Here is a 22509-nt window from a genome sequence, read left to right as displayed (position 1 = left end):
GCAGGCACCGCTGCTCTGCTCCAACAGCACCGCGCCTACCAGCCGCGATGCAGCGTCGCCTCGATAAACACTAGTGGATGGCCTGTCGGACGACGTCGAAACCCAGACCTTCAAGGTAGCGAGCCGGCCGCTCCAGCCTCATGGCATCAGCGCGAAAATGCCCCGAGTGATTGGTCAGGAGTATTTCGCCAAGCGATCCTTTACTCAGCATTCCAGCACTCTCGACCGGTGCGCCAGGCATAAGCTCCGCCACGACCGCGTGGGATATATAGCGCTGGCCACCCTTGGCCCCGCTGGGAGACACAATGAGTCGATCATCAGCAAAGACAAACTTGTATTCAACGCCTGTATCGAGTCGCGCAACGTCTGGAGTGGTGGTGATAATACGGCGAGGGTCTTGCCGATAGTTTTTTGCGAACAGGTTGTACTCAGCTTCCAGGTGATGCGGGTATCCGTTACGCAGCCCCTTGACGCTTGTATCCCTGGAAACCTTGGAGCCGCCGCGTGATTTCCTGACGCCACGCCTGAACAACCTGCTAAAGAGTTTCCCGATGGACGCCGCGCCGCTGGGGTCGATTCTGTTGACAGGATCATTCAGGCAATAGCCATAAGCATTGCGGCCGCCGTGCCCGAAAGGCGAAAGCACGTCGGGCTGAATGAAACGGCCAAGGGAAGAAAGGTAGGCTCGATAACCACGCCCAACCACAAGTCCCGGCTGTGGTGCTTCGAATTTTTTGCCTTTGTAGTAGGTCGATTGCAACAAATCCCGAACTTGCACCCCAAAGGGGGTCATGCGCCCACCCGGCAGCGAATGAGTCCCGCTCATCAACCAGTCAGCCTTTATTGATCGAAAGGAATTTTGAGACCTCAAGGCAGTTTCCTCGAATGAATACCGGATTTCACTCTAGAAAATCGAGGCGTCCGGCGCTACCTGACAACCTGCCAGACTTCCTCAGGACCAGGCATTACCAGGGCCTTGACATACTGAGCGGGGGTTTTTATTTACGCTGGGCAGCTATTCAAATCTGAATCCCAATACGACTCGAATAAATATCTTGGACAAAAAATGTTCGTAAAATCGCGTCCGAGATAAGCGTACATGATGACATCCATAAGGGCTATCGGCGACTCAATATAAATACCCATGGCAGACCGGGCCTGGTCAAACTTGACGGAGAAGCCGCAGATGGCAACGTACTATATGACAGACTAATAAAATCGGGGGATTGACTTCCAAGACTACCGATATATCAGATTATTAAGTTGCTCCTCTGCTGAAGCCCATCCATACAGAAACATTCCACCTATTCCGAGAATCCTCGCCGACCGCACGAATAAACCTGTAAAGGCATTCCGTGGCGTTGTGAATGTCCAAAATGATGTAGGAAATGTTGACGCTGCGATAGCCTCAAGGGCATTTAGAGGAAACCCCGCAGGCGGCATTGACATTCAGGGGGAAGTTTATGTCGTAAAATATCAGCCAGGCTCTGAATATGTATCGGAGTGGTTCTATCCCGAAAGCTTCTACCGTTAAAAACGGAAGCGCGCCGCAGCGTCGCGCTTCCGTTGTTATCATGCCGCGCTGAACAACCCATGCGGGTCGATCACGAATTTCTTCGGTACCCCCGCATCGAACTCGCCGTAGCCCTGGGGCGCCTGATCCAGGCTGATCACCTGCACGCCGACCACTTCGGCAATGTTGATGCGATCCCACATGATGGCTTGCATCAGTTGCCGGTTGTATTTCATGACCGGCGTCTGCCCCGTGTGCAGGCTGTGGGACTTGGCCCAGCCCAGGCCGAAGCGGATGCTCAGGCTGCCCAGCTTGGCGGCGGCGTCGTGGGCGCCGGGGTCTTCGGTGACGTACAGGCCGGGGATGCCGATTTTCCCGGCCACGCGGGTGATCTGCATCAGCGAGTTGAGCACCGTGGCGGGCGCTTCCTGTTGCGCGCCGGCGTGGCCATGGCCGCGAGCTTCGAAACCGACCGCGTCCACAGCGCAATCTACCTCCGGCTCGCCCAGCAGATTGGCGATCTGTTCATGCAGCGGGGTGTCCTGGGACAGGTCGGCGATCTCGAAACCCTGGGCCTTGGCGTGTGCCAGGCGGGTGGGATTCACATCGCCGACGATCACCACCGCGGCGCCCAGCAATCGAGCCGAGGCAGCGGCTGCCAGGCCTACCGGGCCAGCGCCGGCCACATACACCGAGCTACCTGGCCCGACGCCAGCGGTCACCGCGCCATGATAGCCGGTGGGCAGGATATCCGAGAGGCAAGTGAGGTCACGAATCTTTTCCATGGCCTTGTCGCGGTTGGGCAGCTTGAGCAGGTTGAAGTCCGCATAGGGCACCAGTACGTATTCAGCCTGCCCTCCAGTCCAGTCGCCCATGTCCACATAGCCGTAGGCACCGCCGGCACGGGCCGGGTTTACCGTCAGGCATACGCCCGTGTGTTGCTCCTTGCAGGAGCGGCAACGACCACAGGCCACATTGAAGGGTACCGACACCAGGTCACCGATTTGCAGATGCTCCACGTCGCTGCCCTTCTCGATCACCTCGCCGGTGATTTCGTGGCCCAGTACCAGGCCTACCTGGGCGGTAGTGCGTCCGCGCACCATGTGCTGGTCCGAGCCGCAGATGTTGGTGGAAACGACTCGCAGGATCACGCCATGCTCGATCTTGCGGCCGCGGGGGTCTTGCATCTTCGGGTAGGCGATGGGCTGGACCTCGACCTTGCCGGTTCCCAGGTACACAACGCCACGATTGTCAGCCATGCTTGTTTCACCTCGCTCTTGTTGTTGTTTTAAGCCCCAAGCTTCACGCAGCAAGCTGCAGGAGACGGCTATGCACGCGAGCTTCTTGCCGCTTACGGCTTGCAGCCGTTTCTAAAGCACTACCGTGCGGTTTGCGTTCAGGAACACCCGCCGCTCGATGTGATAACCCACGGCCCGGGCCAGGGTGAGGCACTCGATGTCCCGCCCCTTGGCCACCAGGTCTTCGGGGTAGTGGGCATGATCCACAGCCTCGACGCCCTGGGTGATGATTGGCCCTTCGTCCAGGTCGTTGTTGATGTAGTGGGCAGTGGCGCCCACCAGCTTCACACCCTTGTTGTAGGCCTGATGGTAGGGCTTGGCACCCTTGAAACCAGGTAGCAGGGAGTGATGGATGTTGATGGCCCAGCCATCGAGTCGGCGGCACAGCTCTGGCGAGAGCACTTGCATGTACCGGGCAAGGATCACCAGTTCGGCACCGGTGGCCTCGATCACATCGAGCACCTTCCGCTCCTGGGCAGGTTTGTCCGCCGGGTCCAGCGGGAAATGATGGTAGGGAATGCCGTGCCAACGGGCCAGGGGCTCCAGGTCGGGATGATTGGATATCACCGCCGTCACGTCCATGTTCAGCTGGCCGATGCGCTGGCGATAGAGCAGGTCGTTCAGGCAGTGATCCGCCTTGGACACCATGATCACTACCTTGGGTCGGTAACCGGGCGCGGTCAGCTCGATGTTCATGTCGAACCCGCCTACTCGCTCCGCCAGGCCGGCGCGGAAGCCTGCTTCGTCGAAGCCGGCGGGCTGGCGGAACTCGATACGAATGAAAAAGCGCGCCGAGAGGCGGTCATCGAAAGAGTGATGCTCCGTTACATAGCAGCCTTGCTCGAACAGGTAGCGGGTCACGGCGTCCACTGTGCCGAGGCGGCTGGGGCAATCGGCCGCGAGAATCCAGGTGTCGGGGTTGCGGCTCATGGGGCTCTCCGAATGTAGGGTGGAGCTTGTGGGTCAGGGCCTGCTGGCGAACGGGCAGCAAGGCTTGCGAGTTCGCCAGCGGACCCTGGCTCCGACGCGAACAGATTAGTCCACGATCGCCAATCCATATTCCGCGCTTGCGTCCTGCAGCCAGAGCCACCAGTAATCGGCGAAACTACGCCGTATCACCAGCTCCCAGGTGTCTTCGCCCATGCGCCGGATATTGAGCTGCGACTTGGCGAATACCGTGCCCACGCCCTTGCCCACTGGGAAATTGTTCGGATGCACGTCATAGCTGGTCGATTTCATCAACACCTGGCGCACATTCGGTCCGCTCAGCTCTAGCACTGTCTGCCCACCGCTCACATTGACGACCTGGATGTGCAGCCCCGCCAGAGCCTCGCGCAAGCGCTGCTCCAGGGCATACTCCTCGCCACGCGGGCAGATCAGCAACCACTCATCCGGGCCCATCCATTGCAGCGTGGTTTCGCCGCTCCCTACCACGTTCAGTGCCATGGGCAGCTCCAGGCCCAGGGCCTTGTGCACGCCTCCGGCGAAGGCCGGGTCCTTGGCATCGCCGCGCAAGGTAAGGTGCCCCAGCAGCTTTTTTTCCCGCAGCGTTACACCGGCACCTGCACGGCCCTTGCCCACCAGGCTAGGAAGGTCGGCATGGTGCAGTGGCGACTCGGCCTTGGCCGTCTCTTCAGGTCGCTGGGCATATACGTTGACTGTGCTCATTTCAAAGGCCTTCCGTTAAGGAGTGGTGGCTCATACGTTTTGCCGCTCACCTTTAGGGTCAACGAATACCGAACCGCAGATCTCCGCCTCGATGGCGCTGCCGTCGGCCAAGGGTGCCCACACCTTCTGCCCCATGCGCTTGAGCCCGCCCTTGACCACCGCCATGGCGAAGGAACGGCCCAAGGTGCTGCTCATGTAGCTGGAAGTCACGTGGCCGACCATGTCCATGGGAATGGGCTGCCTGGGGTCGAACACCAGTTGCGCGCCTTCCGGCAATACACGGTTCGGGTCCACCGGCTTGAGCCCTACCAGTTGCTTGCGGTCTTCGCGAACGCAGTCTTCACGGTTCATGCCGCGCCAGCCGATCCAGGAGAACGGTTTGGTCCGACCGATGCACCAGCCCATGTTGAGGTCGTCAGGCGTCATGGAGGCATCGGTGTCCTGACCCACAATGATGAACCCCTTCTCGGCTCGCAGCACGTGCATGGTTTCGGTGCCGTATGGCGTGAGGTTGTAAGCCTTGCCCGCTTCGGCAATGGCTTCGAGTACGCCCATGGCATAGTCCGCCTGTACGTTCACCTCGTAGGAAAGCTCGCCGGTGAAGGAAATCCGGAATACTCGCGCCGGTACGCCCGCCACCTTGCCCTCCTTCCAGGTCATGAATGGGAAGGTGTCTTTGTCCAGGTCGATGTCGGTCACCTGGCTCAGCAGCTTGCGGCTGTTGGGGCCGGAAAGAGTCAGGGTCGCCCAGTGATCGGTGACTGAGGTGAAATACACCTTCAGCTCCGGCCATTCGGTCTGGTGGTACAGCTCCAGCCACTGCAACACCCGCGCGGCGCCGCCGGTGGTGGTGGTCATCAGGAAGTGGTTGTCGGCCAGGCAGGCAGTCACCCCGTCGTCGAAGACCATGCCGTCTTCCTTGCACATGAGGCCATAACGGGCTTTGCCCACGTCCAGCTTGGTCCAGGCGTTGGTATAGACGCGGTTGAGGAATTCCCGGGCGTCCGGCCCCTGGATATCGATCTTGCCCAGGGTCGAGGCGTCCAGCAGGCCCACGCTTTCGCGCACGGCCTTGCACTCACGCGCCACGGCGCTGTGCAGATCCTCGCCTCGACGAGGGAAATACCAAGGCCGTTTCCACTGGCCCACGTCCTCGAATTCAGCGCCCTGCCTGACATGCCAGGCATGCAGGGCAGTGAAGCGCACGGCGTCGAACAAGTGGCCACAATTGCGCCCCGCCACCGCGCCAAAGGTCACGGGCGTGTAGTTGGGGCGGAACATGGTGGTGCCCATCTCCGGGATGGGAATGCCCCGCGAACGGGCGGCGATGGCCAGGCCATTGATGTTGCCCAGCTTGCCCTGGTCGGTACCGAAACCCAGCGCGGTATAACGCTTCACGTGCTCCACCGACTCGAAGCCTTCGCGCGTGGCCAGTTCGATGGCGGCGGCGGTGACATCGTTTTGTTGGTCCACGAACTGCTTGGGCGCACGCGCGGTGGTCTTGTCGTGGGGCACCTGGAACAGCGCCAGGGTCGGCTCCTCGGCCCGGCTCACGGTCTTGGGCAGCACGCCCTCGACGACCTTGAAGCCGGTCTCGGCCGCGGCACGAGCGCCGCCCTCGAAGCCATCGGCCAAGGCATCACCCAGGCTGTAGACGCCGTTGATTCCGCCCACGCAGACGCGCTTCTGCGGCGCCTCGCCCGGCACGAAGCCGAGAATATCTTCACGCCACACGGGCCGTCCGCCCAGGTGAGATGCCAGATGCACCACCGGGCTGTAGCCCCCGGAGCTGCCGACCAGGTCACAATCCAGCCATTCCCCTGGGCTGGTGACTTTCATGGCGCGAGGATCGATGGCAGCTACCCGGGCGCCAGTGACCCGGCGCGTACCCCGGGTTTCGATGACCGCGCTGCTGGTCAGCACACGCACGCCCTGGGCACGGGCCTCATCGACCAGCGCGCCACGTGGGTTGGGCCGAGCATCCGCGACGGCCACCACTTGCAACCCCGCCTCCAGCCAATCCAGCGCGGCCCGGTAAGCGTGATCGTTGTTGGTGCTAAGCACCAGCCGCTTGCCCGGAGCTACGCCATACCGACGAACATAGGTGGAAATGGCGCCGGCCAGCATGTTGCCTGGCAGGTCGTTGTTGCCATACACCAGGGGCCGCTCGTGGGCACCGGTGGCCAGCACCACGCGTCCGGCGCGCACTCTATGTACCCGCTGGCGCACCTGCCCGATAGGCGCGCGATCGCCCAGGTGGTCGGTCAACCGCTGATGGATGGTCAGGAAGTTGTGGTCGTGGTAGCCATTCACCGTGGCACGCGGCAAGAGCGTTACCTCGGGAAGCGCACCCAGCTCGGCCACGACGCTCGCCACCCAATCGGCCGCCAGGCGGCCGTCGAGGGTTTCTCGAGTGTCCAGCAGGCTGCCGCCAAACTCTTCCTGCTCATCGGCGAGGATCACCCGCGCGCCGCTGCGGGCGGCGGCCAGGGCGGCCGCAAGGCCAGCCGGGCCAGCGCCGACTACCAGCACATCGCAGTGCTGGTTCATGTAGTCATAAGTGTCGGGGTCGTTTTCCAGCGGAGAGCGGCCCAGGCCCGCCGCCTTGCGGATGTACTTCTCATAAGTCATCCAGAACGACTGCGGGTACATGAACGTCTTGTAGTAGAACCCCGGCGGCATGAGCTTGCCGCCCACCTTGCCGAGGATGCCCATCATGTCATTGTTGACATTGGGCCAGCCATTGGTGCTGCTGGCCACCAGGCCCGGATAGAGGGCCTGCTGGGTAGCGCGCACGTTGGGGATCTGCGTCGCTTCGGTAGCGCCTAGTTGCAGCACGGCATTGGGCTCTTCGCTGCCAGCGGCGACGATGCCTCGTGGCCTGGAATACTTGAAGCTACGCCCGATCACGTCCACGCCGTTGGCCAGCAGGGCGGAGGCGAGCGTATCGCCTTCAAAGCCGAGGTAGCGCTGGCCGTTGAAAGTGAATTCGATGCGTTTGTTGCGGTCGACACGGCCGCCGTGGGACAGGCGATTGACCTGGCTCATACCTTTTCCCCTTGCACGCGCGCCTGGCCCGGGGCTTGCGCCACGGGCTTCTGAGTGACCTGGGGCTTGGCCCCGATCGGGTAGGTTTCGTAGATCTCGTAGGTAAGGGTGTCGCGGCTCATGTTGAAGTAGCGGCGGCAACCGGCCGCGTGGTTCCAAAGTTCGTGGTGGATGCCACGCACGTTGTCACGGAAGAACAGGTAGGTGCCCCACTCCTCGTCGCTACAGGCGCCGGGGTCCAAAGGGCGGGCGATATGCGCTTGGCCGGCGACCTGGAACTCCTCTTCGGAACGGGTTTCGCCGCAATACGGACAGAAGATGTGCAGCATGATGGGGCTCCGGTCAGTGGGCGACGGCGGCCGCGCCGTGTTCGTCGATAAGAGCGCCGTTGTAGAAACGCTCGATGGAGAAAGGCTTGGCCAGCGGATGCATTTCGCCCTTGGCCAGGCTGGCGGCGAAGACATTTCCTGAACCCGGGGTGGCTTTGAAGCCACCGGTGCCCCAGCCGCAGTTGAAGAAGAGGTTCTTGACCGGGGTTTTGCTGATGATCGGGCAGGCGTCGGGGGTGGTATCGACGATGCCGCCCCATTGCCGGTTCATGCGCACTCGGGAAAGGATCGGGAACATTTCCACGATGGCCTGCAGGGTGTGCTCGATCACCGGGTACGAGCCGCGTTGGCCGTAGCCCACCCAACTGTCGATGCCGGCACCGATGACCAGGTCGCCCTTGTCGGACTGGCTGATATAGCCGTGCACCGCGTTGCTCATGATCACGCTGTCGATGATCGGCTTGAGCGGCTCGGACACCAGCGCCTGCAGCGGGTGGGATTCCAGCGGCAGGCGGAACCCGGCCAGGTCGGCCATGTAGCCGGAGTTACCTGCGGTGACGACCCCTACCCGCCTGGCGCCAATGAAGCCACGGTTGGTTTCCACGCCCACCACGGTGCCGTTTTCCTTGCGAAAACCCGTGACCTCGGTTTGCTGGATCAGGTCCACGCCCAGGGCGTCGGCCGCCCGGGCAAAGCCCCAGGCCACCGCGTCGTGGCGGGCAACGCCGCCGCGCCGTTGCACGGTGGCGCCCATGATTGGGTAGCGAGTATTCCTGGAGCAGTCCAGGTAGGGAATTTCCTCGGCCACCTGCTGGGCATTCAGCAATTCCCCGTCCACGCCATTGAGGCGGTTGGCGCTCACGCGGCGCTCGGAGTCACGCATGTCTTGCAGGGTGTGACAAAGGTTGTAGACGCCCCGCTGGGAGAACATCACGTTGTAGTTCAGGTCCTGGGAAAGGCCTTCCCAGAGCTTCATGGCATGCTCGTACAGGTGTGCCGATTCGTCCCACAGGTAGTTGGAGCGCACGATGGTGGTGTTGCGCGCGGTGTTGCCACCGCCCAGCCAGCCTTTTTCCACCACGGCGACGTTGGTGATGCCGTGCTCCTTGGCCAGGTAATAGGCCGTTGCCAGGCCATGGCCGCCGCCGCCTACGATGACCACGTCATAGACTGGCTTGGGCGTAGGCGTGCGCCACATGCGTTGCCAGTTTTCATGATGGCTGAGAGAGTGCTTGAAAAGGCCGAAGCCTGAATAACGCTGCATAGTCGGTACTCCAGCTCAGCGGTAAACCGGGAATTCAGCGCACAGGGCACTGACCTGCACGGCTACATTGGCCTCCACATCGGCATCGCCGAGGTTGTCCAGAATGTCGCAGATCCAGCCAGCCAGGCACTGGCACTGTTCGGTCTGGAAGCCTCGACTTGTAACGGCCGGGGTGCCGATGCGCAGGCCCGAGGTCACGAAAGGCGATTGTGGGTCGTTGGGCACCGCGTTCTTGTTTACCGTGATATGGGCACGGCCCAGCGCGGCGTCGGCGTCCTTCCCAGTGAGCCCCTGACGGATGAGGCTGACCAGGAACAGATGGTTGTCGGTGCCGCCGGACACCACGTCGTAACCCCGCTCGATGAACACGCCCGCCATGGCCTGAGCGTTGTCGATCACCTGTTGTTGGTAGGCCTTGAAGCCAGGCTCCATGGCCTCCTTGAAGCACACGGCCTTGGCGGCGATCACGTGCATCAAAGGCCCGCCCTGGCCGCCGGGGAATACCGCAGCGTTGAGCTTCTTTTCCAGCTCTTCGTTGCGCCGAGCCAGGATCAACCCGCCGCGTGGCCCGCGCAGGGTCTTGTGGGTGGTGGTGGTGACCACGTCGGCGAACGGTAGCGGGTTGGGGTAAAGCCCGGCGGCCACCAGCCCGGCCACATGGGCCATGTCCACGAACAGGTAGGCGCCGACCTTGTCGGCGATCTCGCGGAAGCGGGCGAAGTCCAGGGTCTTGGAATAGGCGGAGAAGCCTGCGATCAGCATCCTGGGCTTGCATTCCAGGGCCAGACGCTCCACTTCGTCGTAGTCGATCAGGCCTGTGGCGCTGTCCAGGCCATATTGCACGGCGTTGTACAGCTTGCCGGAGAAGCTCACCTTGGCGCCGTGGGTCAGGTGGCCACCGTGGGCCAGGCTCATGCCCAGCACGGTATCGCCCGGTTGCAGCAGCGCCAGGTAAACCGCGGCGTTGGCCTGGGAGCCGGAATGGGGCTGCACGTTGGCATAGTCGGCACCGAACAAGGCCTTGGCGCGATCAATGGCCAACTGCTCGACCTGGTCCACGTACTCACAACCGCCGTAGTAACGCTTGCCCGGATAGCCCTCGGCATACTTGTTGGTCAAGCCGCTGCCCTGGGCCTGCATCACCCGCTTGCTGGTATAGTTTTCCGAGGCGATCAGCTCGATATGGTCTTCCTGGCGCTGCTCCTCAGCATTCATCGCCGCCAGCAGCGCATCATCGTATCCCTGGATCTGGTCTTGCTTGCTGAACATCGCGGATCTCCCAGCGCTGCGGCGCCTGTTGTAGGTGCATTGGCAGCGATGGTAGGGCTGGCGCCGGCGCGCCAGATGCCTATGGGCGCCACGCATCGGCGCGATTACGACATCCGCTCCGCACCGTTGTTGCCGCGTTTCCCGCGCCGCACGAGCGGGTCAAGGGCGATGGTACCGGGAGCCTGGGTCAAGCAGCCCCACGCAACGGAGCATTCCATCACTTCGACACCGGCCAGCCAATGGCACAAGCCATGAGCAGGGGCCGGTATATGGGGTGTTCACCCACCACACATTCGCCAGCTCCGCTGGCTCCTACAAGCGCGCAAAGTTCGCTACAGTGGCGCGGTCAATCCATCAGGACCTGCCCATGACAGACCAAAGCCAACAATTCGCCAGCGACAACTATTCAGGCGTGTGCCCGGAAGCCTGGGCGGCGATGGAGGCAGCCAACCAGGGCCATCAACGGGCCTATGGGGAGGATGAATGGACGGCCCGGGCCGCCGACCATTTCCGGCGTCTGTTCGAAACCGATTGCGAGGTATTCTTCGCGTTCAACGGCACTGCCGCCAACTCCCTGGCCTTGTCGGCGCTGTGCCAGAGTTATCACAGCGTCATCTGTTCAGACGTGGCCCACGTGGAAACGGATGAGTGCGGAGCGCCTGAATTCTTTTCCAACGGCTCCAAGCTGCTCACGGCCCGTAGTGAAGGGGGCAAGCTTACGCCCGAGGCCATTCGTGAGATCGCTCTCAAGCGCCAGGATATCCACTACCCCAAGCCCCGCGTCGTGACCCTGACCCAGGCCACCGAAGTGGGGACGCTCTACCGTCCCGAGGACGTCGCCGCCATCAGCGCCACCTGCCGCGAGCTGGGGCTGAACCTGCACATGGACGGGGCCCGCTTCGCCAACGCTTGCGCCTCCCTGGGATGCAGCCCGGCGGAATTGACCTGGAAAGCAGGTGTGGATGTGCTCTGTTTCGGCGGCACCAAAAACGGCATGGCGGTAGGCGAGGCGATTCTGTTCTTTCGCCATGACCTGGCCGAAGACTTTGATTACCGCTGCAAGCAGGCTGGGCAACTGGCCTCGAAGATGCGCTTTCTTTCGGCGCCTTGGGTAGGGCTGTTGGAAGGCGACGCCTGGCTGCGCCACGCCCGTCACGCCAACGAATGCGCCCGGTTGCTGGCGCGATTGATCGCTGACGTTCCGCAGGTAAGCCTGATGTTTCCTGTAGAGGCCAACGGCGTCTTCCTGAACATGGCACCGGCGGCCATCAGCCGGCTGCGCGAGCGCGGCTGGCGGTTCTATACCTTCATTGGCGGAGGGGCCCGGTTCATGTGCGCCTGGGACACCGACGAGGCGCGAGTACGGGAGTTGGCCGCCGACATCCGCACCGTCACCGCTGAACCTTGACGGTAGGAGCTAGCGGCAGCTAGCGAAGATCGGCACTGCGCTGCCTCCTGCCTTAGGAAGCAGCACTGGCGAATCATTCAGCCGCCCGGCTGACCGTACGCTCCAGCTGCTCTACCGTGGCATTGACCTTGTGCTCATACTGGGCCAAGGCCTCACGGTGCTCCTTGCGAGCATCGAGGATCTGCGAACAGAGATTCATGGCCGTCAACACCAGCAGGCGGTCCCCGACCAGAGTCGGGTGCTTCTTCTTGGTTTCGGCGAGGCTGGACTTGAGCATCATCGCCGCTTCAAACAACGCTTCCTCCTGCTCGGCCGGCGCGCGCAAGGTGTAATCGTTGCCGAGTATTTCGACCACCCGCGTGGTGTTCTGGCTCATGCGTCGGCCGCGGCAGGGCTGACCCGCTCGATCAAGGCCTGGATACGCGCCGCGGTGGCGCCTTGCTGTTCTTCCTGTTCCAGCAAGGTGAGCTGCAAGCTGTCGTTCTCCTCCCGGGCCTGCGCCAACTCGACACTGAGCGCCGCATGGGCCTCGGCCAGCTGACGGTTTTGCTCCAGCAGCTGGCCAACCAGCGCTTCCAATTTATTCAGGGATGCTTCCAACATGGGGTACTCGAAACCAGGATGAACACGTGAAGGGCACGTACGATAAGAAAAAAGCGCGCGCCTCGCCAGTGCGGAGCAGCACGCCATGAAAAGGAAAGGGCCCGCCACCACGCGATGGGCCATGGACTGACAGAAAAGTGTGCGGTTCCGCACAAAACATGACAATGGACGGACGGTCTTCAGGATGCTCCGTCCGAAACGGTACTGCTGCTCAATATTCGATCCGCACATCCCCCTTGGGCACGCTGCAACAGGAAAGAATGTACCCCTCGGCTTCGTCTTCCTCGGTAATGCCGCCGTTGTGGTCCATCTCGACTTCTCCGCTGAGCTTGAGCACCTTGCACGTGCCGCAGATGCCCATGCCACAGGCCTTGGGAATGGTCAGCCCGAGCTTGGCCGCCGCCGCGTGCACGGTCTCCCCCGGGGCTACGCGAATGCTTTTGCCAGTGTCCACGAATTCCACCTGGTGCAACTCGGCGGCGGGCACTTCCGGGGCGTCAGCCGCCTGCTCGGCTTGCTCCACCGCATCGGCCTTGGCTTCCGGCGGGGTGGCACCGAAGGATTCCTCATGATAACGGCGCATGTCGAAGCCGGCCTGCTCCAGTAACCGCTTCACCGCTGTCATGTAGGGGGTAGGCCCACAACAGAAGACCTCCCGCTCAAGGAAGTCAGGGGCCATCAGTTCCAGCATGGCCCGGTTCAGGTAGCCCCGGTACCCGGCCCAAGGCTCGCCCAGGCCGTGCTTCTCGCAGATGATATGCAGGGCGAAATTGCTGATGCGCGCGGCCATTTGCTCCAGCTCGCGCTGATAGATGATGTCCCGGGGAGAGCGGGCGCTGTGCACGAAGATCATGTCCACATTGGCGTTGGTGTCATAGAACCAGCGAGCCATGGACATGACCGGGGTGATGCCTACGCCGCCGCTCAGGTAAAGCACCTTGGGCGAGGGAAAATCGATGGCGTTGAACAACCCAACAGGCCCGTGCACGGCCAACTCCTGGCCTTCATGAAGGGTGTCGTGCAGCCAGTTCGATACTCGCCCGCCAGGCACGCGCTTGATGGTGATCGAGAAGCTGTAGGGCACCGAGGGTGAACTGGAGATGGTATACGAACGCATCACCTGCTGGCCGTCGATGTCCAGCTCCAGAGTCACGAACTGCCCTGGCTTGAAAAAGAACATCACGGGCTGATCGGCCATGAAACAGAAGGTGCGCACATCCCAGGTTTCCTGGATCACCTTGACGCAGCGCACCAGGTGTCGGCCATTGGCCCACGTCTGGGTATTCACCGGGCTCAGGAAATTATTGGACATGCTCGCCTCTCCATAGCCGACCGCCGGCCTTCTGCTGGATTCTGCGTGGCGACGGGCGGCTGCTCTTTCCCATTCGCGACATTCACATGCTTGTGGCGACCAGCCTTGCCAGCACGGGCTTGGCGCGTCGGGAACGGATGCGGCCATGTCGCCCATGGATAAGGATCCGGCCAGCCCCGCAAGCACACTCGCCGCAGATCGTACGCGACCGCATCCGGGTTCGCGGCGAACCGTGAAGCGCACCATGCGCGCCCCCAAAGCCCTGCCGCCGGCGCGCCGGCCTCGAGGATAGAACGATGGACGTCACCCAGAACCTGAGCCTTGGCGACCCCCTGGAACCCGCGCGCACCGCTACCGCCCATATGCTGCAGACCCGGGAACGCACCTACTCCCTACCGCAGCCTTTCTATACCGATGAGCGTCTTTTCGAGATCGACATGCAGGAGATCTTCCACAAGGAATGGTTGATTGCGGGCATGACGTGTGAGATTCCCAAGAAGGGCAACTACCTGACCCTGGAAATCGGCAAGAACCCGGTCATCGTGGTACGCGGCGCCGACAATGCCATCCATGCTTTCCATAACGTATGCCGTCACCGGGGCTCGCGCCTGTGCGCCGGAGAAAAGGGCAAGGTCGCCAAGCTGGTATGCCCCTATCACCAATGGACTTACGAGCTGGACGGCCGGCTGCTGTTCGCCGGCAGCGAAATGGGCGATGACTTCGATATGAAGGCCTTCGGCCTCAAGCCGGTGCATCTGAAAACCGCCGGGGGCTATATCTTCATCAGCCTGGCGCAGAACCCGCCGGCCATCGATGAATTCCTCCAGACCTTGGGCCATTACATGGAGCCCTACGACATGGAGAACACCAAGGTCGCGGTGCAGACCACCCTGCGAGAGAAAGCGAACTGGAAGCTGGTACTGGAGAACAACCGCGAGTGTTACCACTGCAGTGGTTCGCATCCGGAGCTGCTCAACACCTTGCTTGAATGGGACGACACCAACGACCCGCGCGCCGATCAGGCCTTCAAGGATCACGTGGCGCAATCAGCCGCGGCCTGGGAAGCGGAAAAGATTCCGTACCTGCACGCCAGCTTCGGTTTGCGTAACCGCATCGTGCGCATGCCCCTGCTCAAGGGCACCGTGTCCATGACCATGGATGGCAAACCAGGCTGTACCAAGCTGATGGGGCGTATTCAGAACCCGGACCTGGGCTCCATGCGCATCCTGCACCTGCCTCACTCTTGGAACCACTGCATGGGCGACCACGTCATCGTATTCACTGTTTGGCCCATCAGCGCTCAGGAAAGCATCGTCACTACCAAGTGGCTGGTGCACAAGGATGCCGTGGAAGGCGTGGACTATGATCCTGCGCGTTTGCGCCAGGTATGGGACGCCACCAACGACCAGGACCGTCGCCTGGCTGAGGAAAATCAGCGCGGGATCAACTCCACCGCCTACCAGCCTGGCCCCTACTCCAAGACCTATGAGTTTGGCGTGGTGAATTTCATCGACTGGTACAGCGAGCGGATGCTCAATAACCTGGGCGCAGCCCCGGCGCCCTACCTCAAGGGTGTCGCGACTCATGAATAGACGCTCGTATCTCGCCCATTTCTATCGGCTGCAAGGGAGCTGACTGGCGTGCCCGCCCTTGTCGTCATCTCAAGGCCACAGCTAATGCCTCCCGCCTTAGCGCGGCCACATAGCCGCGCCCTGGTGCCGCCCCGCGTCTTATACCGAGCAAGCGTCCCACTACCTTGCGAGGCTCAGTTCGATAGAGTGCCGGCAGGCTGACCGACAAACGCAGCGCGGCACTGGTGAAGGCCAGGCCATACGCCCCCCAGGTCAGGGCGGCGCGGGTCTGGTCCGAGCCACCGAGCACGCCGGCCGCTATCCCCGAGACCATTGAAGCGAGCCCTGCCACGATCCCCAGCCTCATCCCCCACATCATGCGTGCCGGTGTGTCCTTGACGCTTCGCGTGGCCACGAGGCTGGCTTGCAATGTTGCGGAGGTAGCCCCGATCACGATGCTACCCACGATGAGCGCCGTGAAGGCAGCCCCGCTGGGGTCCGTTCGGTTGACCGGATCTGCCGCGCAATAGGCGTAGGCATTCAGGCCCCCGATACCGAATGGGCTGTGTCGATCAGGTTGAAGGAAGCGCCCCAGGCACGGTAGATAGCCTCGCCTCCCGTGACCAAGAAGATAAAGGTCAAGCGAAGGCGAACGCCATTGGCCGATAAAGGCAAGCTGTCCGCGGTCTTGCACATGCCCGACGCCCCCGAAGGGCAGATAACAATCACGTTCGAGCTGCCGTCGCCGAAGCCGAGCACTTACCGTCTGGTTAAATTCAAGCATTAAAAGCTGGAACGTCATGGGGCGCCGACTCCAAGGCAAACCAGAAGTCTAGGCACAAGGAACAAAGGGAAAAAGCTGACAGATCTGCCAGCCGGGGCCATCAAACCAATAGCACTGTACGCAGCAAATAAGATTAAAATAGAATCGTTATCATTAATATTCTCTCTGGTCGCTTTCTATGCACGTCGTTTCCCCTGGTCCCTGGATCGCCCTGGCTATCTGTTCATTGCCAATGGCCTCGCTAGCTCAAGCCGCTCAAGGGAGCGTCGAGTTGAGCCCGATAGAAGTCAAAGGCCAGGCCATCGATGCGCCTGAAGGCTATAGCCGTAACCAGGCCAGCACCGCGAGCAAATCCGAAGTGCCTGTCCGTGACGAGGCCCAGAGCATCAATATCGTAACCCAGCAAACCCTCCAGGATTTCGCCAGCACCTCACTGGACGATGCGCTAAAGTTCGTCAGCGGCGTTTCCCAAGGCAATACCCTGGGCAACACCAAGGACGCCTTGGTCAAGCGCGGCTTCGGCACCAACGATGACGGCAGCATCCTGCGCGACGGCGTGCGCTCGGTGGTGGGCCACAACCTGAGCGCCACCACCGATCATATCGAAGTGCTCAAAGGCCCCACCTCCTTGCTGTATGGCGCACTCGAGCCGGGCGGCCTGGTGAATGTCATCAGCAAGCGCCCGCAATATACCCAGAGCACGACAATCACCGGCTCGGCCTACAGCGAAGGTGGCGGTACCCTCAGCGTGGACACTACAGGTCCTCTGGGCGAAAGCGGGCTGGCCTACCGCCTGGTAGCCGAGCGGCAGCACGAAGATTATTGGCGCAACTACGGCACCAACGAGCATACCCTGGTGGCGCCATCCCTGAGCTGGACCGGCGAGCGCGCCAGCCTCACGCTCTCCTATGAGTACAACGACTACAGCAGCCCCTTCGATCGGGGCACGGTGTTCGTCAACGGCCACCCCGCCGATGTGAGCTATGGCAAGCGGCTCGACGAGAAATGGGCCAAGGCCGTGGGCATCTCGGAAACGGCCCAGGCGCAGTTCGAGTATCAGCTCAGCGATACCTGGAAAACCCGGGCGACCTACGGCTGGAACAATGATCGCTATAGCCTGGCGATCGCACAGCCTTCCACCTTGGTGAACGGTACTCTGAGTCGGCGAGCCAACGGCGGCCACTATGATTATGAAACCCGTTACGCCAGCCTCGATTTCATAGGCGAGCAGCAACTTTTCGGCCAGCGCCACGACCTCCTGATAGGTGTGGATAACGAAGCCAGCGACAAGTACCGAGGTAAAACATACCGCAATAAGGTGTCATCAGGTTTCAGCCTCTACGACCCAGCCTACGGGGCGATGGCTGAACCGAGCCTGGTAGATCCTGCTACCAGTAACCTGCGTAACGAGTTGACCTCCACTTCGGTATATTTCAAGGACAACTGGCACCTCAACGACCGTTGGATCGCGGTATTCGGCGGGCGCCAGCAACATTATGATCAATACAGTATCCAGGGAATCCCTCGCGCCAGTACCCCAAACCGCGACGACAACGGCGAAGCCTTCATCCCCTTCGTCGGCCTGGTATACCAGCCCAACGACGCCTGGGCCTTGTATGGCAACTACAGCCGCTCCTTCGTGCCTAATGACACGGTGGACGACACTGGGCACACCTTCGATCCGGAGGAAGGCCGCAGCTACGAAGTGGGCGCCAAGTACACGCCGTCTTCGGCGCTGAACGTCAATGTCGCGCTTTTCGATATCGTCAAGACCAACGTGGTCACCGAGAATGCCCTGGGCGAGTCCGAGGCCGCCGGCAAAGTCGGCTCGCGCGGCCTGGAGCTGGATGTCACCGGCCGGCTGGCGCCGCGCTGGGACATGATCGGTACCTACGCCTACACCCACACGGAAATCCTCGACGACCCGGAAAACGAAGGTCATCGGCTGAACGATGCTCCGAAGCACACCGCCAGCCTCTACCTGAGCCATCACTTGCGCATGCCTGACGCTACCGGCCAATGGCATGCCGGAGCCGGGGCCCGCTACGTGGGCGAGCGTGCCGGGGATAACGCAAACAGCTATTGGATGAGCAGTTACACCGTGGCTGATGCCTTCCTGCGCTGGGACCTGCCCACCGCGGGCTACAAGACACGGTTGCAGTTGAACGTCGATAACCTGTTCAACAAACAGTATTACCCTTCGAGCACTGGCAGCGAGCTGCAAGTGAATGTAGGGGAGCCGCGCACCGCGAGGCTGACTGCCAGCGTAACCTTCTAACCCGCCCGGCCTAGGTCCTGATCGAGCCGGCGTAACCAGGCTGGCCGGTTACGGCGATCAACGCACCATCCCTTCCTCGAGCAGCAACTTCAGGATCGCCGCCGCCCCCTCCTCCGGGGTCACGCCCTTCAGTACCTTGCCACCGCCGCCGCTGGCCTTGGCGGTGGCGGCCTTCATGCGGTCCGCACCGCTCTTGGCCTTGATTACCTTGAGCCGCTTGGGCCGCGCCCGGGCTGGCTCAAGTTCGGCATGGGCCAGCAAGCTGTCTTCGACCAGTTCCACCTCCTGTGCCTGGAGCCGTCCACGGCGGGCCGGGCCATAGGCGCTCTGCCGAGGCTTGGGGCCGGCGCTGTCCACGGTAGCGACCATGGGCAGGCGTACCCGCAAGCGCCGGCGCTGCCCCCGAGGCAACGCCTGTAGCACCTGCGCCACGCCATTTTCGATGCGTTCCACTTCAGCGAGGCCTACTACCACTGGCCAGCCAAGGCGCTCACCCAGCAGATAGGGCAGCATGCCCGAGCCTTCACCGGTCTCGGCCTGGCTGCCGGTCAATACCAGCTGCGCGCCGGTGTCGCGCAAGTAGTCCGCCAGGCCGGGCAAGGCATCAGCCCCAGCGGGCTGTTCCAATACGTCCAGGCTGTCCACGCCCATGCCCAGGTAGTCACGCAGCACAGGTTGCCGCGGGTCGCCGGCGTGTACGACTCGCAGGTCTTCACCGGCCAGGCGCAAGCCCAGCTCCAGGGCGCGGGCATCCTGCTCGGCGCGTCGGGGACGTCCGGAAGTGGGGTGGGCACCCACCGATACCAAGGTCACGATTTGGGTACTCATCTGCAGAACCTCAGGCAGCGTTGCGTTCGGCGCCACGGCGCCAGGCATTCACGGCGTTCATCAACGCCTGCAACAGCGCCGTGCTGTCACCGATCACCGAGAGGTCGGCGCGCTTGACCATGTCGCAGGCTGGGTCCTGATTGATGGCGATCACCTTGTCGCAGGCACCGATGCCCTGCAAGTGCTGGATGGCGCCGGAGATCCCGACGGCCACATACACCCGCGCGGTGACCCAGGTGCCACTGGCCCCTACCTGCCGCTCCCGGGTCATGAAGCCGTCGTCCACGGCCACTCGGGAAGCACCTTCGGTGGCCCCCAGCGATACCGCGACCTGGTGGAACAGTGGCCAGTCCTTGACCCCGTTACCGCCGGAAAGAATGAATTCGGCCTCGGCCATGGGAATGGCAGCGGGGTCGACGGCCACCGCGCCAGCGTCCTCGATACGTCCGAGCGTGCGGGCTACAGGGCACGCCAGGGTCACCGGCAAGGCCTCATGGCGGGCGTCATCCACGGGCTCGGCACACTCGGCGGCAGCCAGGATGAAGCGAGGCAGCGGCTGCGTCAGGTCGTGCTGCCCCGCACCGGCACGGCCCTGACACCATCCATCCTTGAGCTGCCAGATTCGGGTCGCGGGGCGTTCGCCAAGGCGCGCCGCCAGGCGCCGTCCCAATTCGCCGCCGCCGTCGTGGCTGTCAGGCATCAGCCAGTAGCGAGGGTTGAATTCAGTGTCCGCCGTTTGCAAGGCCTGTACTCGTTGCTCGGGCGCGTACCCGTTGTATTGCGCGCCGCTGAGGGTCAGCAGGCGGTCCACCCCGGCGGTGTCGAATGCGGGCTCCTTGTGCTCGCCGAATACGATCGCCAGTACGGCCCCCTCCTCTCCAGCCAACTGCCGGGCCAAACCAAGGAGGTCTCGATCATGGCTGGTCAGACGGCCGCCAACCAGATCTGGAACCACCGCCACGAGGAACGTCGGCGCCGGTATGCTGCGCAACGGTAGCTGCGGCTCGGCTTGGGCGATACGCCGCAGGTTGCCCCCCTGCTGGGCGCCGCTGCGATCGATGCGGCGTATGCCGTTGGGGCCCATGAAGCCCACCGCATGGGGGTTCTTGCGCACCACGCCTGAAGGGCCCTGCCATGTCGCCTGCTGGGGTTGCAGGCTGCCATGCAAGGGGTGCAGGCGATTGCGGGCGATCCACTCGGCGCGCGGGTCCCGCCGTAGAATCTGATTCATCAGTTCACCTCCGCTACTTCAGGAGCCTTGGCTCGCGGCGTCGCCACCGATGCTGGCGTTTCCACCAGCGCGTCGGCCACCAATTCGGCAATGTCCTTGATTTCCGGGCGAGGCGCGACCACGCCTTCCAGCATGGCCGTGCACTGCGGGCAGCCTACCGCCACCAGCTCGGCGCCGGTTTCGCGAATGTCGCCCATGCGCATGTCCGGAATACGCTGCTTGCCGGGAATGTCAGTGATGGGCGCGCCCCCGCCTCCACCGCAGCAGCGAGACCTGAACCCTGAGCGCTGCATTTCCTTTACTTCGATGCCCAGGCCACGCAGCACCTGGCGCGGTGCTTCGTACTCACCGTTGTAACGCCCGAGGTAACAAGGGTCGTGGTAGGTCACGCTGCCGCCTCGATAGGGCGTCAAGGTCAAGCGTTGAGCGCTCATCAGGTCGGCCATGTAGGTGCTGTGATGATGCACCTCATAATGTCCGCCGAAGGCCCCGTATTCGTTTTTCAGCACATGGAAGCTGTGGGGGTCGCAGGTCACGATGCGGTTGAAGCGGTATTGGCCAAGGCTGTGGATGTTGCGCTTGGCCAGAAGCTGGAAGGTAGCCTCATCACCCAGGCGACGAGCCACGTCACCACTGTCACGTTCTTCCATGCCCAGCACGGCGAAGTCTACTGCGGCGGCCTTGAGCACCTTGACGAAGGCGCGCAAGGTACGTTGGTTGCGCATGTCGAAGGCCCCGTCGCCCACCCAGAAGAGCACGTCGGCCTGTTTCACTTCAGCCATCAGGGGCAGCGCCAGATCCGTAGCCCAGTGCAGCCGTCCGCCGGGGGCGAAGCCACCTGGGTTGTCCGTGGCGATCAGGTTTTCCAGCACCTCGGCGCCCTTGTTGGGCGTCGCGCCCTTTTCCAGGGTCAGGTGCCGACGCATGTCGACGATGGCATCCACGTGCTCGATCATCATCGGGCACTCTTCGACACACGCGCGGCAGGTGGTGCATGCCCACAAGGTATCGGCGCTGACCAGGCCATCGACGATAGGCTGGTGGGCATTGCCGCCGTGATCCCCCAAAGGCCTGCCCTTGCCGTCAGCCGAGGGATAGGGGCTGCCGGCGTAGCGCGCATCGGTGCCGCCCGCCAGGCCGATGACCATGTCCTGGATCAACTTCTTGGGGTTCAGCGGCTGGCCAGCGGCAAACGCTGGGCACATGGCCTCGCAGCGGCCGCATTGCACACAGGCATCGAAGCCCAGCAGTTGGTTCCAGGTAAAATCCTTGGGTTTTTCCACCCCCAGCGGGGCGGTTGGGTCTGCCAGGTCCAAGGGCTTGAGACCGCTGGAGCGCCCCCCGCCGAAACGCTCGGGCCGGCGATGCCAGGCCAGGTGAAGGGCACCGGCGAAGGCATGCTTGAGCGGCCCGCCCCAGGTCATACCCAGAAACAGCTCACAGACGCCCCACAGCACACCTAGCCCCAGCAACGCTGCCAGCACCCAGCCGCCGAAGTCGACAGGCAGTACCCCGGCCACCGGAAGGGTGGCGATGAAGAAGCTAGCCGAGAACATCAACAGGCTTTTGGGCAGGCGCATCCACGGGCCCTTGGACAGGCGAGCCGGAGGGTTCAAACGGCGCTTGTACACGAAGAGGGCGCCGCAGAACATCACGCCGGTAGCCACCAGCAAGGCGACGCCCAGCACCCGGCTATGCCAGCCGAAGCCATGCACGGCCACGGCCAGCATAGCGGCCAGGGCGAAGCCGCCCGCGGTGGCCACGTGGGTGTTGGACATGTACCGATCCCGGGCCACCACGTGGTGCAGGTCCACCAGGTAACGCCGGGGCATGGCCAGCAAGCCGGCCAGCAGGCTGACCTTCGCGCGCCGCCCCTGGCGCCACAAGGCCACGCGGCGAGCCGCGCCCAGTAGGGTCAAGGCCAGGGCAGCGAACAGCAGGATGGGGAGAATGGTGTTCAGCATGGCACAAAGGCCTCCGGCAAAACCAAAGCGCAAGCGTTGCCTCTGTGGGAGCCAGCGAGGCCTGCGAATTTGCTCGAGTTGTCGAGCTCATTCGCTAGCTGGCGCTAGCTCTCACCGATTCGCGCATTCCAAGGCGGCGGT

18 protein-coding genes are annotated in these 22509 nt (G+C 62.6%); 3 read left to right on the top strand and 15 right to left on the bottom strand.

The genetic code is table 11. The features are described 5' to 3' along the window. Positions 1–70 precede the first annotated feature (70 nt). The 8 genes from BN1188_RS22215 to glyA form a co-directional block, all read right to left on the bottom strand. The gene (locus BN1188_RS22215; RefSeq protein ID WP_052469127.1) at positions 71–793 is read right to left on the bottom strand and encodes an RHS repeat-associated core domain-containing protein; all 723 of its coding nucleotides are present in this window, start codon (positions 791–793) and stop codon (positions 71–73) included. Positions 794–1572: 779 nt separating this feature from the next. After that, positions 1573–2772, bottom strand: coding sequence for a formaldehyde dehydrogenase, glutathione-independent (fdhA, locus tag BN1188_RS02805; RefSeq protein WP_040259716.1), 1200 nt, complete (start codon positions 2770–2772; stop codon positions 1573–1575). 111 nt (positions 2773–2883) lie between these two features. Further along, complete coding sequence (purU, locus tag BN1188_RS02800) at positions 2884–3741, bottom strand: formyltetrahydrofolate deformylase (RefSeq protein ID WP_040259715.1); 858 nt, start codon at positions 3739–3741, stop codon at positions 2884–2886. A 105-nt stretch (positions 3742–3846) separates the two neighbouring features. Then, positions 3847–4479: a sarcosine oxidase subunit gamma gene (locus tag BN1188_RS02795; protein ID WP_040259713.1), complete on the bottom strand. Its 633-nt coding sequence runs from the start codon at positions 4477–4479 to the stop codon at positions 3847–3849. Between the two features lie 30 nt (positions 4480–4509). Then, positions 4510–7527 carry a sarcosine oxidase subunit alpha gene (locus BN1188_RS02790; protein WP_040259711.1) on the bottom strand — a complete coding sequence of 1006 codons (3018 nt, stop codon included), beginning with the start codon at positions 7525–7527 and terminating at the stop codon, positions 4510–4512. Then, on the bottom strand, positions 7524–7856 hold the full coding sequence (locus BN1188_RS02785; protein ID WP_040259710.1) for a sarcosine oxidase subunit delta: 333 nt from the start codon (positions 7854–7856) through the stop codon (positions 7524–7526). Before BN1188_RS02785 ends, BN1188_RS02790 begins: the two co-directional genes overlap by 4 nt. Positions 7857–7869: 13 nt before the next feature. After that, positions 7870–9120: a sarcosine oxidase subunit beta family protein gene (locus tag BN1188_RS02780; RefSeq protein ID WP_040259709.1), complete on the bottom strand. Its 1251-nt coding sequence runs from the start codon at positions 9118–9120 to the stop codon at positions 7870–7872. A 15-nt stretch (positions 9121–9135) separates the two neighbouring features. Then, entirely contained in the window at positions 9136–10389 is a 1254-nt protein-coding gene (glyA, locus tag BN1188_RS02775; protein WP_040259708.1) for a serine hydroxymethyltransferase, read from the bottom strand. Between the two features lie 367 nt (positions 10390–10756). Here glyA and BN1188_RS02770 point away from each other — a divergent pair, with 367 nt between their 5' ends. Beyond that, positions 10757–11797, top strand: a complete 1041-nt coding sequence (locus BN1188_RS02770; protein WP_040259707.1) for a threonine aldolase family protein — start codon at positions 10757–10759, stop codon at positions 11795–11797. Between the two features lie 73 nt (positions 11798–11870). Here the strand turns inward: BN1188_RS02770 and BN1188_RS02765 are convergent, their stop codons facing one another. The 3 genes from BN1188_RS02765 to gbcB form a co-directional block, all read right to left on the bottom strand. Then, a complete protein-coding gene (locus BN1188_RS02765; RefSeq protein WP_040259705.1) occupies positions 11871–12173 on the bottom strand; it encodes a cell division protein ZapA in 303 nt (100 codons plus the stop codon). Further along, positions 12170–12400 (bottom strand): hypothetical protein, encoded by a 231-nt coding sequence (locus tag BN1188_RS02760; RefSeq protein WP_040259704.1) that lies wholly within the window; start codon positions 12398–12400, stop codon positions 12170–12172. The genes BN1188_RS02765 and BN1188_RS02760 overlap by 4 nt, the downstream gene beginning before the upstream one ends. Before the next feature lie 211 nt (positions 12401–12611). After that, positions 12612–13712 (bottom strand): glycine-betaine demethylase subunit GbcB, encoded by a 1101-nt coding sequence (gene gbcB / locus BN1188_RS02755; RefSeq protein ID WP_040259702.1) that lies wholly within the window; start codon positions 13710–13712, stop codon positions 12612–12614. A gap of 296 nt (positions 13713–14008) precedes the next feature. On the opposite strand from gbcB, the gene gbcA reads away from it, so the two are divergent. After that, entirely contained in the window at positions 14009–15304 is a 1296-nt protein-coding gene (gene gbcA, locus BN1188_RS02750; RefSeq protein WP_040259700.1) for a glycine-betaine demethylase subunit GbcA, read from the top strand. A 64-nt stretch (positions 15305–15368) separates the two neighbouring features. On the opposite strand, the gene BN1188_RS22210 is transcribed toward gbcA, so the two are convergent. Continuing rightward, a complete protein-coding gene (locus BN1188_RS22210; protein ID WP_408633559.1) occupies positions 15369–15977 on the bottom strand; it encodes an RHS repeat-associated core domain-containing protein in 609 nt (202 codons plus the stop codon). A 322-nt stretch (positions 15978–16299) separates the two neighbouring features. Here BN1188_RS22210 and BN1188_RS02740 point away from each other — a divergent pair, with 322 nt between their 5' ends. Continuing rightward, complete coding sequence (locus tag BN1188_RS02740) at positions 16300–18345, top strand: TonB-dependent siderophore receptor (protein WP_408633566.1); 2046 nt, start codon at positions 16300–16302, stop codon at positions 18343–18345. A 57-nt stretch (positions 18346–18402) separates the two neighbouring features. Here BN1188_RS02740 and etfB read toward each other — a convergent pair whose 3' ends face one another. Genes etfB through dgcB form a run of 3 tightly spaced genes read right to left on the bottom strand, consistent with a single transcriptional unit; the run spans position 18403 to position 22368 of the window. Next, positions 18403–19173 carry an electron transfer flavoprotein subunit beta gene (etfB, locus tag BN1188_RS02735; protein ID WP_040259876.1) on the bottom strand — a complete coding sequence of 257 codons (771 nt, stop codon included), beginning with the start codon at positions 19171–19173 and terminating at the stop codon, positions 18403–18405. Positions 19174–19183: 10 nt separating this feature from the next. Then, complete coding sequence (etfA, locus tag BN1188_RS02730) at positions 19184–20404, bottom strand: electron transfer flavoprotein subunit alpha (RefSeq protein WP_040259698.1); 1221 nt, start codon at positions 20402–20404, stop codon at positions 19184–19186. Then, a complete protein-coding gene (gene dgcB, locus BN1188_RS02725) occupies positions 20404–22368 on the bottom strand; it encodes a dimethylglycine demethylation protein DgcB (protein ID WP_040259697.1) in 1965 nt (654 codons plus the stop codon). Before dgcB ends, etfA begins: the two co-directional genes overlap by 1 nt. Between the last annotated feature and the right edge of the window lie 141 nt (positions 22369–22509).

This window comes from Pseudomonas massiliensis, from assembly GCF_000826105.1.
GTDB lineage: Bacteria > Pseudomonadota > Gammaproteobacteria > Pseudomonadales > Pseudomonadaceae > Aquipseudomonas > Aquipseudomonas massiliensis.
This window is presented reverse-complemented; position numbering and strand designations above follow the sequence as displayed.